Origin of the sequence: Pelomonas margarita, from assembly GCF_043555875.1 — a bacterium.
Lineage (GTDB): Bacteria > Pseudomonadota > Gammaproteobacteria > Burkholderiales > Burkholderiaceae_C > Pelomonas > Pelomonas margarita.
In genome coordinates this window covers 33,310-47,168 of record NZ_JBIGHW010000001.1, presented here as the reverse complement: position 1 = coordinate 47,168, position 13,859 = coordinate 33,310, and the positions used below count along the sequence as shown (strand labels likewise).

Annotated in this window: 7 protein-coding genes; all 7 read left to right on the top strand. The window is 71.0% G+C overall.

What is annotated here, in order from left to right; all coding sequences use genetic code 11:
• Positions 1-199 precede the first annotated feature (199 nt).
• The 7 genes from ACG0Z3_RS00190 (at position 200) to ACG0Z3_RS00160 (ending at position 13,859) form a co-directional block, all read left to right on the top strand.
• Positions 200-2,521, top strand: coding sequence for a TonB-dependent receptor (locus ACG0Z3_RS00190; protein WP_394394363.1), 2,322 nt, complete (start codon positions 200-202; stop codon positions 2,519-2,521).
• Between the two features lie 299 nt (positions 2,522-2,820).
• Positions 2,821-5,604, top strand: coding sequence for a glycosyl hydrolase (locus ACG0Z3_RS00185; RefSeq protein ID WP_394394362.1), 2,784 nt, complete (start codon positions 2,821-2,823; stop codon positions 5,602-5,604).
• Positions 5,601-6,956 carry an MFS transporter gene (locus tag ACG0Z3_RS00180; RefSeq protein ID WP_394394361.1) on the top strand — a complete coding sequence of 452 codons (1,356 nt, stop codon included), beginning with the start codon at positions 5,601-5,603 and terminating at the stop codon, positions 6,954-6,956. Before ACG0Z3_RS00185 ends, ACG0Z3_RS00180 begins: the two co-directional genes overlap by 4 nt.
• Before the next feature lie 22 nt (positions 6,957-6,978).
• The gene (locus ACG0Z3_RS00175) at positions 6,979-9,537 is read left to right on the top strand and encodes a family 1 glycosylhydrolase (protein ID WP_394394360.1); all 2,559 of its coding nucleotides are present in this window, start codon (positions 6,979-6,981) and stop codon (positions 9,535-9,537) included.
• Position 9,538: 1 nt separating this feature from the next.
• Complete coding sequence (locus ACG0Z3_RS00170) at positions 9,539-10,468, top strand: nucleoside hydrolase (RefSeq protein ID WP_394394359.1); 930 nt, start codon at positions 9,539-9,541, stop codon at positions 10,466-10,468.
• Complete coding sequence (locus ACG0Z3_RS00165; protein ID WP_394394358.1) at positions 10,465-11,412, top strand: alpha/beta hydrolase; 948 nt, start codon at positions 10,465-10,467, stop codon at positions 11,410-11,412. Before ACG0Z3_RS00170 ends, ACG0Z3_RS00165 begins: the two co-directional genes overlap by 4 nt.
• On the top strand, positions 11,409-13,859 hold the full coding sequence (locus ACG0Z3_RS00160; RefSeq protein WP_394394357.1) for a glycoside hydrolase family 3 C-terminal domain-containing protein: 2,451 nt from the start codon (positions 11,409-11,411) through the stop codon (positions 13,857-13,859). Before ACG0Z3_RS00165 ends, ACG0Z3_RS00160 begins: the two co-directional genes overlap by 4 nt.

Sequence of the window (13,859 nt, the reverse complement as noted above, 5' to 3'; positions counted from 1 at the left end):
CATGAGCCCGACCCCATTGCTGGCGACACCATCGCCCAGCCCTGCCCGCGCACCGCGCCGCAGCCTCTCGCCGGCCACCGCCGCCGGCACCGTTTTCCCCCGCCCCTAAAGAACCACCGCACCGGCCCGCAGGCCGGCTGCCGGCACACGGTCCACGCACGAGCACCGACTCGGCATCCCCACACAGGAGACAACCTCGATGACCCACTTCGCGCCCTTCCGCCCTAGCGCCATTGCGCTGGCACTGTCCACGGTCAGCCTGCTGGCCCAGCCGGCGCTCGCCCAGCAGACCGATGCGCCCGCCGCCCCGGCCAAGGCCGACGTGAACGAACTGCCGACCGTGGTCGTCACGGCCCAGAAGCGCACGCAGACACTGAAGGAAGTGCCGGTCGCGATCAGCGTGGTCAGCGCGGAGCAACTGCAAAAGCAGGGCGTGTCGGAGATCTACGACCTGGCCAAGAGCGTGGCCGCACTGGAGTTCGGCGACAGCAAGACCGGCGGCGCCGGTGGCAGCGCCTCCATCCGCGGCATCGGCACGGCCGTGTTCACGACCTCGGCCGAAAGCTCGGTCGGCGTCGTCGTGGACGGCGTGCCGCTGGGCAACACCGCGGGCGGCGCGCTGTTCGACCTGGAGCGCGTGGAAGTGCTGCGCGGCCCGCAGGGCACGCTGTTCGGCAAGAACGCCTCGGCCGGTGTGCTGAACATGGTGTCCAAGGCGCCCCGCCTGGACCGTTTCGAAGGCTCGGCCTCGCTGGAGCTGGCCGGCCTGGGCAAGCTCGGCTCGCAGCTGGGCAACCTGGTGGTGCGCGGTGCGGTCAACCTGCCGGTCAACGACATCTCGGCGCTGCGCATCACGGCCCACGCCGACCGCCTGACGGGCGTCTACCGCAACGTATTCAACGGCACCGATGCCGTCACCAACGCCAGCGGCGTGCGCGCCCGCTACCTGCTCAAGCCGGCGGCTGACCTGAACATCAACCTCATCGCCGAGTACGACCGCAGCAAGAGCAGCAACGCGGTCTTCTTCGCCCCGGCCATCGCCTATGCGAAGAACACCGCCGGGAACCACTCGCCACTGGCCGAGTTCGCGGCCTGCGGCGTCACGGTGAGCCTGGACAACAACAGCGTCTGCTCCGACTCTCCGGAGGTCTGGCAAGCCAAGGTGGCCGGCCTGTCCGCGCAGGTCGACAAGACGCTGGCCAACGGCGTGACGCTGACCTCCATCACCGCACTGCGCGAGCGCAACACCGGCCCCGACTTCGCCGCCATCGACATGTCGGTGGGCTACGACAAGGTGCGCACCGCCAACACCGTCATCAAGATTCGCCAGCTCACGCAGGAACTGCGCCTGTCCTCGCCCAGCGGCCAGGCGGTGGACTGGGTGGCCGGCGTCTTCCTGTCCGACTACCACGGCACCAAGACCTCCACCACCACCATCACGCCAGCCCCCTACCTGCCCTCGCCGCCGGTGCCGCGCTCCATCTCCACGCTGATCGACTACGAGACCGACACCGGCTCCGCCGCGCTGTTCGGCCAGGCCACCATCAAGCTGGACGAGCGCTTCAGCCTGCTGACCGGCCTGCGCTACACCCGCGATCGCGTGAAGGACCGTCAGGTCCGCAACGGTGACGTCGTGTTCTCCACCTTCGCGCTGCCGACGACCGTCATCACCAGCCACGGCGCGGTGCGCGAGACCGACCTGTCCGGCAAGCTGGGTCTGCAGTACGCGCTGGACAAGCAGACCCAGGGCTACCTGACGCTGAGCCGCGGCTACAAGGGCCCGCAGATCGACAACGACACGCCCATCGGCGCGATGTCTGCCAGCGGCAGCACCACCGGCGCCATCGTCAAGGCCGAGCAGCCCACCAGCGTGGAGCTGGGTGTCAAGACCAGCCTGTTCAACCGCCACCTGGAACTGGACATCGCGCTGTTCAACACCGGCATCAAGAACTTCCAGGAGCAGAACTGCACGCTCAGCGCCGTCGGCGCCCTGAACTGCATCCCGCTCAACGTGCCCAAGGTCAAGAGCTACGGCCTGGAAGTGGACGCCCGTGCCCGCGTGCTGGGCGCCCTCAGCCTGCGCGCCAGCGGCGCCCTGGTGCTGGGCACCGAATACACGGCCGGCTTCACCTTCGACAACCAGAACGTCGGCGGCCAGCGTCTGCTGTACTCGCCCAAGGGAAAGCTGACCGTGGGTGCGGACTACGACACCACCGTCTGGGGCGGCTACGAATGGAGCCTGGGCGCCGACGTGACCTACAAGACCACTGTCCGCCTGTGCAACACGCTGGCGGCCGAATGCAGCTACCGCGCGCACAGCATCGTCGGCCTGCGCACCGGCCTGCGCAGCCCGGACGACCGCTGGGGCGTGGGCCTGTTCGTTCGCAATGCCGGCGACGAGCGCGTGCCCAATGCCATCCTCTACCCGCTGCCAGGCAAGGGCGCAGGCTCCGGCTACGCCTACTCGCTGGGCGCCAACTCCTTCCGCACCGTGGGGCTGCAGGCCGACTGGAAGTTCTGAATGGCCCTGAAGCCCCTCGCCCAACCTCGCGTCGCTGAACGCGAGCGAGTCTGGTCGGTCCCCCGAGGGGACGGCGATGCTCGCGGCATCGAGCCGCGAGCACATCGCCCGACGCGGCCCGGCTTGGGAGCGGCCCGGCGCTCGGCCCGCCATGCCCCGCGTCATCTGAGGCGGGTGTTGGGCAACACCATGAGCAACTGACATGACGCCGCCCCTCGTCCACACTCGCAGCGCTGCGCACCGGCGCGTCGCGTCGCTGCCCCGAGGGGATGGCGCCTCACCCGCCCTCGACCACTGACATGCACGACCTGTTCCGCGATCCCCCCACCCACCACCGCCCACTGCTGCGCTGGTGGTGGCCGGGCGGCGCCGTCGACGCCACCACGCTGTGCGAGCAGCTGCGCGGCTTCGCGGCCGCCGGTTGGGGGGGCGTGGAGATCCAGCCCTGCCGCATCGGCCTGCCCCATGACGGCCCGGCAGCACCTGCCGACCTGCACGACGTCTTCACGCCACGCTGGTTCGACACCGTCGCCACCGTCATGGCCGAGGCCGCCCGGCTGGGGCTGCGCGTGGACACCACCTTCGGCTCGGCCTGGCCCTTCGGCGGCGGTGAGGCCATCACGCCGGAACTCGCCACGCAGGAGCTCAGCCTGGCCTGGACCAGCGTGCAAGGCCCCTGCCGCTGGCAAGGCCAGCCGCGCCGGCCCGAACGGCCGCAACGCTCGGCCAGCTGGCTCGCCAGCCACGGTGGCCTGCCTGAAGAACAGGCACTGCCGGCCGATTGGCTGACCCGCATGGCAGCGGCCGAGACCGTCGCCGTCGTCGCATTGCGCGGCAGCACGCCCAGCCTCGGCCCCTACCCCGGCTTCGTGCCCATGACGCTACCTGACCGCTGGGGCCAGGTATTCGCGCCGGGCTGGGTCGACGCCTCGCAAACGGTCGACCTGACCGACCGCCTGCAGCCTGACGGCCAGCTCAGCTGGGACGTGCCCGAGGGCGACTGGCAGATCGTCGTCGTGCAGCGCTTCGTCAGCGACCAGCTCATTCTGGAAGGCGCCGGCCACGGCCCGCAGCTGGTGCTGGACCACCTGCAACGCGCCGCCTTCGACGCACATGCCGCCCGTGTGGGCGACGCCGCGCTGCCGCACTGGGCCGCCCATGCCGGCAGCACCTGGCGCAGCGTCTTCATCGACAGCCTGGAAGTGCCGACCGACCTGCTGTGGACGGCCGACTTCGCTGCCGAGTTCCAGCGCCGGCGCGGCTACGACCCGCGCCCACACCTGCCGCTGATGCTGCAGCCCGGCTGGCGCAACTGCTTCCAGGCGCGCCGCGGCGCCGCGTTGTTCGACGCCGCTGATGCAGGCGAGCGCCTGCGGCACGACTACCGCCTCACCGTCTCCGAGCTGATGATCGAGCGCCTGTACGCGCCGCTGGCCGACTGGGCCCGCGCACAGGGCCTGCAGTCCCGGGTCCAGGCCCATGGCGCGCCGGTGGACTGGCTGCAGGCCTACGGCACCGCCGACATCCCCGAGACCGAGGACCTTGCCGGTGGCGCAGCGCCGCATTTTCTGCGTGTGGCCCGCTCGGCGGCCCACATCTACGGCCGCGACACCGTCAGCGGCGAGGCTTTCTGCTGGCTGCTGGAAGGCCTGGCCATCACACCCCGCCAGGTGCGCGAGCGGGCCGACGCCTTCTATGTGGCCGGTATCCAGCAACTCGTGGGCCATGGTGCCAGCGCGAGTGTCGCCGGCTGGCCCGACGGCCAGCACCCGTGGTACCCGTTCGAGGCCATGGAGATCGGCACGCCGCTGGACGAGCACAACCCCTGGTGGGCGTTCGCCCGCCCGCTGACCGACTACCTCGCCCGCAACCAGAACTTGTTGCAGCGCGGCCGCGCCGTGGTGCCGGTGGCCGTGCTCGCGCCGCTGGACCTGTTCGCCTTCATGGGTGCCGCCGACCGGCTGACGCCGCCGGCCTGGCACGACGCGCTGCAGGACGCCGGCTACGACTGGGACTGGATCAACGAGCACGGCCTGCGCGCCTGCCACGTGGAGGCCGGCGCGCTGGTCACGCCGGGCGGCCACCGTTACCGCGCCGTCGTGCTGACCGACCTGCACGCACTGCGCGCCGAGGTGGCCGAGTGCCTGGCCGCCTGCCTGGCGGCAGGCGTGCCCGTGCTCGCCTGCGGCAGCTTGCCTCGCCGTGAGGCCGGCTGGCTGGACGCAGCGGCTCGCGACGCCCGCGTGCGACAGGCGCTGCAGCCCGTGCGCACCGTCGCACCGTCCGCGCTGGGCCAGGCCCTGCGCGAGGCCGGCGTGCCCGCCACCTTGGAACTCGCCGCCGGGCACGGCTGCAGTTTCCATGTGCGCGAGGACGGCGAGCAGCGCTGGGTGCTGCTACGCAACCCCGGCGCCACGCCGCAGGCACCGGTCTGGGCGCTGGCCCCGGGCCTGGCTGCCGAAACCTGGGATGCCTGGACTGGAGAAGTGCACGGGATGAAGACCCACGACGCCACCGACATGCAGCTGCCGCCCACCACGTCGCGCTGGCTGCGCATCGCCCCCAGCGCGCAATGCCGCCCAGCGCGGCCGCGCCGCGCCGCGGCCCGCAGCACCACGCGCGAGCTGCGCGGGCCCTGGCAGGTCAGCGGCGACGGCGTGGGCCTGGCTGGCCGCCGCATCCGCTTCGACGCCACCTGGGACTCGCTGAACGACCTGCGCAACCTCGCCGATCTGGCCGACTTCGCCGGCCAGCTGCGCTACACGCTGACGCTGGACGTCACGTCCGCCGAGCTGGCCGCCGGCACGCTATGCCTGGACCTCGGCACGGCGCACGATGCGCTGTCACTGCAGGTCAACGGCGACACGCCATGGATGCGCAGTGAAGGACCGTTCGTCTTCGACGTGACGCGCCGGCTGCAGGCCGGCAGCAACACACTGGTCATCACCGTCGCGAACGTGCCCGAGAACGCCCACCGCGACCCCCAGCGCCCCGGCGGCCTGCCGCTGCCCGGCCGGCGCCTGACCCGACTTCCCACCGGCCTCCTCGGCCCCGTTCGCCTGCTTGCTGAAAGCCTCTCATGAGCACTTCGCGCATTTCCTTCCCTGAAAAAGTGGCCTACGGCCTGGGCAACTTCATGCCGACCGCCGTGACCGCCACCGGTGGCATGGCGATGTACTTCTACACCGACGTGGCCGGGCTGTCGGCCGCCTTCATTGGCGCGCTGCTGCTGCTGGTACGCATCGTCGACGCCGTCTGGGACATCTTCGTCGGCCGCCGTGTCGACGCCACGCGCAGCCGCTGGGGCCAGGCGCGCCCCTACCTGCTGTGGTTCGCGCCGGTGCTGGCGCTGGCGCTCGTGGCCAGCTTCACGGTGCCGCCGCTCGAAGGCATGGCGCGCACGGTGTACTTCGTCGCGGCCTACACCGTGCTGTGGTGCGCCTACAGCCTCATCATGATTCCGTTCCAGTCCATGCTACCCATGGTCGCGCCGGATCCCGACGAGCGCCTGCGCATGGCGGGCGTCAGCAGCTTCGTGCAGTTCATCTTCGTGGTCGGCTGCGCGGTAGGCTTCCCCGTGCTGAAGGACGCGCTGGCCGATGGCAGCCCGGCCCAGGGCTTCCAGCGCGCCGCCATGGTGTTCGGCGCTGCCGGCCTGCTGTTCACCTGGGCCTGCTTCGCCTTCGTGCGCGAGCGCGTGCCGCCCATGACCGGCGGACCCGCCCCCGACCTCAAGGCCGACCTGCGCGCGCTGCTCGCCAGCCGTGCCTGGCGGGCCGGCGTGCTGGCGCAATGCGTGCTGGCCACGCTGATCGGCCTGCCGCTGGCGGCGTGCGTGTACTACTTCACCGCCGTCATCGGCAAGCCGCAGCTCATCGGCCCCTTCATGGGCCTGGGCGGCATCGGCCTGGTGGCCGGCGTCGTGCTGAGCGACCAGCTGACGCGGCGCGTGTGCAAGAAGCGCGTCTATGTGGGCGGCATGCTCGCCGGTGCCCTGCTGTGGACGGCCATCCTGCTGGGCGGGCCCGACCGCCTGCCGGTGGTGTTCGTGCTGTCGCTGCTGGCCAATGTCTGTCTGGGCATCAGCGCGCCCATCAGCTACTCGATGAACGGCGACATCGCCGACGACATCGAGCACCGCAGCGGCAAGCGCGTCGTCGGCACGCTGATCGCGACGATCAACTTTTCCAACAAGGTCGGCGCGGGCCTGGCCAGCGCCATCGTCGGCGGCGTGCTCAGCATCACGGCCTACCAGGCCGGCGCTGCGCAGCAGGCTCCGCAGGCGCTGCAGGGCGTCGTCGCGCTGATGAGCATCATCCCCGCCGTCATGGCCCTGGGCGTGGCCGCCATCATGGGCTGGGCCTATCCGCTGGGTCGCGCCCAGCTGCAGCAGATCAATGTCGAACTGGCCGAGCGCCGCGCCGCGCTGGCCTGACCCTTTCTTGCGAAATCCGATCATGAACCACGCTTTTCCAGCCGGCTTCCTCTGGGGCACGGCCACCGCCGCCCACCAGATCGAGGGCGGCAACGACAACTGCGACACCTGGGCCGAGGAATGGGCCGAGGGCTCGCCTTATGCCGACAAGAGCGGCGATGCCATCGCCCACTACCGCCTCTTCCGCGACGACATCGCGCTGCTGGCCTCGCTGGGCCTGAAGGCCTACCGCTTCTCCATCGAATGGGCGCGCGTGGAGCCGCGCGAGGGCGAGTTCAGCCCCGAGGCGCTCGCCCACTACCGCGCCGTGGTGGATGCCTGTGTCGAGCACGGCCTGGAGCCGCTGGTCACGCTGCACCACTTCACATCGCCGAAATGGCTGATGGCGCTGGGCGGGTGGAAGGGCGAGCGCACGCCGCAACTGTTCGCCCGCTACGTCGAGCGCGTGATGCCGGCGCTGGGCCCGGCGGTGAAGCGCGTCGTCACGCTCAACGAATGCAACATCGGCGTGCTGCTGCAGAGCATGTTCGCGACGCTGGGCTTCGTGCCGCCCATCGGCGTGGACGTCAAGAGCTGGCGTGCGCCCGGGTGGCGCGAGAGCGCAGCCAAGGCCTGCGGTACCGACGTCGCCACGTATTGCGCCTTCCAGATGGCCGGCGACGAGCGCGGCGTGGCCACCATCTCAGCGTCGCATGTTGCCGCGCGAGAGGTCATCCGCCGCGTGGCGCCGGGTGTGCAGGTCGGGCTGTCGCTAGCACTGAGCCAGCCGCACGTGGCACCCGGTGGCGAGCAGCAGGCCGCCAAGATGTGGCACGGCAACTTCCGCCAATGGCTGCCGGCCATCCAGGGCGACGACTTCTTCGGCCTGCAGAACTACACCCGCGAGATCTACGGCCCCGAGGGCCAGATCGCGTCGCCTGAGGGCGCTGAGACCACCGGCATGCGCTACGAGTTCGCGCCGCAGGCCGTCGCCTCGGTCGCCCGCCGCGTGGCGCATGAGCTGAAGCTGCCCATCCTTATCAGCGAGAACGGCTATTGCGGCGACGACGATGCGCGGCGCGTCGACTTCATCGGCCAGGCACTGGCCGGCCTGCACTCAGCCATCGCGGATGGCGTGCCCATCATCGGCTATGCCTACTGGACGGCCTTCGACAACTTCGAGTGGGTGTTCGGCTACCAGCCGCGCTTCGGCCTGATTGCGGTGGATCGCAGCACGCAGCAGCGCGCGCCCAAGCCCAGCGCCCACTTCCTCGGCGACATCGCGCGCCACAACGCCTTGCCCGACGGCGTCACCACACATCACCAACCCGGCAGCTCGCAGGACCTGGCCATGGACCACCGCTACATCCCGCCGATGCCCGAACCCGGCGTCGTCTTCACCAACGTGCGCATCTTCGACGGCAGCGGCAGCCCCCCCTTCGCCGCCGAGCTGCGCGTGGACGGCCGCCGCATCACGGCCATCGGCAACAGCGTGTCGCACGACAACGCCCGCGTCATCGACGGCCGCGGCGGCATGCTGATGCCCGGCCTCACCGAGGCCCATGCGCACCTGACCTGGCCCACCAGCGTCGAGAAGTTCGTGCCCGGCATGAGCCTGCCTCCCGAGGAGCTGACGCTGACTGCCGCGCGCAACGCCCGCATCCTGCTGGACCACGGCTTCACGAGCGCCTACTCCGCCGGCGCCCTGGGCAAGCGCATCGAGCCCGCGCTGAAGGACATGATCGACAGCGGCGGCATGCCGGGGCCTCGCCTCATCGCCTCGTCCGTCGAACGCGAGCCACCCATGGAAGGCACACTGCTGGACCCAGGCAAGGTCGACGAGCATGGCGCAGGCCCAGCCAACGTGGCCGCCTTCGTGAAGGGCTGCAAGGACATCGGCGCTAAGGCCGTGAAGTTCCTGATCTCGGGCGAGAGCGCCCTGAAGCCCGGCGCGTCGCTGGAGCTGCTCTACACCGAGGAAGAGCTGATGGCCGCCGGCGCCGCCGCGCGCGAGCACGACCTCTGGCTGACCGGTCACGCCCACGCGGCCAACGCCGTCAAGCTGGGCCTGAAGGCGGGCTTCCGCGTGCTCTACCACTGCACCTATGCCGACGAGGAGGCGCTGGACATGCTGGAAGCGGCGCGCGACACGGTGTTCGTCGCGCCCAGCATCGGCATCGTGCAGGCCACGCTGGACGCCACGCCGCCGCCGCACTTCGACATGACGCACATGAAGCAGGACGCCGCCATCGTTCTGGAGACGCAGAAGAAGCTCGTGCCCGAACTACGCCGCCGCGGCGTGCGCCTGCTGCCGGGCGGCGACTACGGCTTCCCCTTCAACCCCAACGGCCGCAATGCGCGCGACCTGGAGCTGTGGGTGCAGCACTTCGGCTACACGCCCGCCGAGGCACTGCATGCGGCCACGGCCCTTGGCGGACAGATCATGGGCATGGGCGACGAGCTGGGCCAGCTGAAGGAGGGCTTCCTGGCCGACCTGCTGCTGGTAGACGGCGACCCGACCGAGAACGTCGCCATCCTGCAGAACAAGCATCACCTGAAGGCCATCATGAAGGACGGCCGCTTCCACAAGTCGCCGAACTGACATGGACCGCCGTCTCGTCCTCGCGCACGGGGCTGCGCTGGCCGCCACATGCCTGCCTCTGCGTGCTGCGCCGCTGATCGCGCAGCGCCCCTCAGCCCGCGTCATCGTCGACAACGACTTTGCCGGTGACCCGGACGGCCTTTTCGCACTGGCCCATCAGTGGCTCAGCCCGACGACCAAGACCGTGCTGGTAACGACGACGGCGCTGGATGCCAAGCTGGCGGCGATGGCGGGCGAGCCCGCCGGCCGCACGGCCGCCAAGGGCCGTGACCTTGTCACCGAGCTGGCCCGCATCGCCGGCATTGCTCCCTGCCCTGTCATCACCGGCGCCGAGAGCTTCGGGGCCAGCGATGCGCAGGTCAGCGCTGCCGCGCGCGCCATCGTCGCCGAGGCCCTGCGCGACGATCCGCTGCCGCTGTTCATCACCTGCGGCGGACCGCTGACCAACGTCGCCGCCGCGCTGCGCCTGGCGCCGCAAATCGCCACACGCATGACGCTGATCTGGATCGGTGGCTCACTCACCCCAGGCGGCGAGCCCGAGTACAACTTTGCGACCGACGCCGCTGCCGCGCGCGCGGTGCTGGCGCATCCCACGCTGCCGCTGTGGGTCGTGCCGCGCGAGACCTACCGGCAACTGGCCGTCTCGGTCGCCGAGCTGGGCGCCGACCTGCGCCCCGCCTCGCCGCTGGGCCGCTGGCTGTACGAGCGCTATCTGACGCTGCCGCCCTTCGTACAGCTGGGCCCGACCGTCACGCTGGGTGACGGCGCCCTTGTCCACGCCGCTGTGCTGGACCGCGCCGCGCCCACACACCACACCCGCGTCGAAGAGGCCGGACGCGAGTTGCCCGTCATAGCCCGCATCGACAACCGCGCGCTGCTGACCGACCTCCTGGCCAAGCTCAGGCTCAACGCCACCTCCAACCAAGCATGAAGATGCCCCACACCTGCTCGCGGCCCGCCCTGAAGCAACTGCTCTGCGGCCTCATCACCAGCGTCGCGCTCGGCCACGCGCCAACAGCACTCGCGGCCGACGCGCCGCCGCCCGTCCATGTCTTCCGCACTGTGCCCGCCGCGCCGATGGAACTGCCTGCGCCCTTGCCCTTCGGCGGCACCGGCAGCGGCCCCGCATTCCAGTGGACCGGCCTGGGCCAGGAACGCATCCTGCGCAATGTGCAGCGCCCGCAGCTCTACCCGGTGCGCCCGGCCGCTGGCAAGGCCAACGGCCGCGCGGTGCTGGTGGTGCCGGGCGGCGGCTACCGCTTCGTCGCCATCGAGAACGAAGGCATGCCCATCGCACGCCGACTGGCCGACGCGGGCTACACGGCCTTCGTGCTGGTCTACCGCGTCAAGCCCACGCCGGTGACCGACGCGGACTTCGCCGCCGAGGTCAACGCCGAGATCGCCCAGCGCTTCGCACCCGGCGCGCCCAAGGCCGCCGACGACCTCGCGCCCTATGGCCCGGCCATCGAAGACGCGAAGGCAGCGATGGCCTGGTTGAAGGCCCATGCCACCGAGCAGGGCTTCAATGCCAGGCGCCTGGGCTACATCGGCTTCTCGGCCGGCGCCCGCACCGGCCGCGCGCTGGTGACGCAGGCGACGGCAGACGAGATGCCTGACACGCTGGCGCTGATCTACGGCGGTTTCTACGCCACAGCGCCCCGCCAGCCGGTGCCGCCGCTGTTCCTGGCGCAGGCGGCCGACGACCCGCTGTTCCCGCCAGACGGCTTCGACATCGTGCAGAACTGGCGCCGTGCCGGCCAGCGCGTCGAGCTGCACCTGTACGAACGCGGCGGCCACGGCTTCGGCTCCATGCCGCGCGGCACGACGGCCGACGGCTGGCTGGACGCCTACCTGCTCTGGCTGGCCAAGCAGTGACGACGACGATGCGCGTGGAACAGCTGCTGCGGCAACTGACGCTGGCCGAGAAGGCCGGCCTGATGAGCAACGCCAACGCGGCCGTTCCGCTGCTGGGCCTGCCCGCCTACGACCACTGGACCGAGGCGCTGCACGGCCTGGTCTCGCCCGGCGAGGCGGCCACCGTCTACCCTGCGCCCATCGCGCTGGCGGCGAGCTTTGACACGGATCTGCTGCACACCATCGGCCGCGAGATCACTGTCGAGGGCCGCGCCGCCCACACCCGCGCGCTGCTGCGCAGCCCGGTCGGCACCGGCATGTCCGAGGGGCTGAGCTTCATGGCGCCCAACCTCAACATCCTGCGCGACCCGCGCTGGGGCCGAGGGCAGGAGACGCTGGGCGAATGCCCGCAGCTGACCGCTCAGCTCGGCGTCGCACTGATCCGCGGCCTGCAGGCCGACGACCGCGCCTGCGCCGTGGCCAAGCACTTCGCCGTGCACAGCGGGCCAGAGCCGCTGCGCTTCACGTTCGAAGCGCGCGTCAGCGCCTACGACCTCGCCGACACCTACCTGCCGGCTTTTCGCGCCGCGGTGGTGGACGGCGACGTAGGCGGGCTGATGACGGTCTACAACGCCGTCAACGGCCAGCCGGGTGCTTCGCATGCAGGCCTGGTGCAGGAAACGGCGCGCGCCACCTGGGGCTTCAGCGGCTTCGTCATGTCGGACTGCAACGCCGTGCGCTTCCTGCACCAGCACCACCGCACGGCGGCCAGCGACGCCGAAGCCGTGGCCGTCGCGGTGAAGAGCGGTATGGACACCGAGCTCTACGCCGGCCCGGTGCCGGCTGCCGCGGCCTACCTGGACGCCGTGGCGCAAGGCCTGCTTACCGAGGCCGACCTGGACCGAGCACTGGCCCGCAGCCTCGCGGTGCGCGAGCGCCTCGGCGTGCTGGGCGTGCACAAGGCCGACGCTGAAGCACCGACTGCCGATCACGCGCGCACCGCGCTGCGCGCGGCCCAGCAGGGCCTGGTGCTGCTGAAGAACGACGGCCTGCTGCCGCTCGCCGTCGGCATCCAGCGCATCGCCGTCATCGGGCCACTGGCCGACGACCTCGACTCCATGCTGGGCAATTACCACGGCCAGCCCACGCAGGGCCTCACGCCGCTGCAGGCGCTGCGCGAGCGCTTCCCCGGCACCGGGTTCCTCCATGCTGCTGGCGCCAATGTGCCGATGACGCCGGTGGACGTGCCGACCGCCTGGCTGCGCACCGAGACCGACACACCCGGCCTGGACGCCGAACGCCACGCCGGCTTCGGCCCCAGTGAGGTGGTGTCGCGCTGGGTGGACACCCAGGCCCTCTGGTTCGGCCGCGCGGGCCAGGGATTCACGCGCTGGCGCGGTTGGCTGGTCGCGCCCGCCACGGGCCGCTGGCAGCTGGGCAGCCACGGCACCGGCATGAGCCGCTTGTGGCTGGACGATGCACTGATCGCTGATGACAGCCACCCGCACGCACCGGCTGACTGCCTGGCCGCCGTCGACCTCGTGCAGGGCCGGCGCTACCGGCTGCGCTTCGAGCTTATGGGCATGCCCATGGGCTTCAGTCGGCTCGTGGCCTTCCCGGAAGTGCCCGACGCGCTGGCGCAGGCCGAGGCCGCGATGGCGAGGGCAGATCTCGTGCTGGCCTTTGTCGGGCTCAACGGCCGGCTGGAGGGCGAGGACCTGCCGGTCCAACTGCCCGGCTTCGAAGGCGGCGACCGCCAGACGCTGGCCCTGCCTGCCGAGCAGCAGCAGTTGCTCGCGGCCGTTCAACGCAGCGGCAAACCCTGGGCGGCAATCGTCATGGCGGGCGGCGCAGTGTCGGATGACCACATCGACGCGGCCGGTGCCGTGATGCAGGCCTGGTATCCCGGCCAGGAGGGCGGCAGGGCCATCGCGCAGGCACTGGCCGGCGACGTGAACCCAGCCGGCCGCCTGCCGGTCACCGTCTACCGCGACGTGGCCGACCTGCCACCTTTCGAGAGCTACGCCATGACGGGCCGCACCTACCGCTACTTCGACGGCGCGGCGCGCTACCCCTTCGGCCACGGGCTGAGCTACACGCGCTTCGACTACGGCAACGCAGCGCTCTCCACCGAGGTGCTGCAGGCCGGGGACGGGCTGAGGGTCGAAGTCGACGTGCGCAATGTCGGCAGCCGCGATGGCGACGAGGTCGTGCAGGTCTACCTGACCCTGCCAGGCACACGCCACAGCCTGCGTGCCTTCACGCGCATCCACGTCGCCGCAGGCACCATGCAACGCGTGCGACTGGAACTGGACGCGCGGCAGCTCAGCCACGTCGCCGATGACGGCAGCCGCTGGGTGGGCGAAGGTCGCTACACGCTGCACCTGGGCGGCGGCCAGCCCGGCACGGCGGCACCGGGCGTCGCGCTGCCTTTCGACATCCATGGGCGAGTGCAACTGGCGAACTGA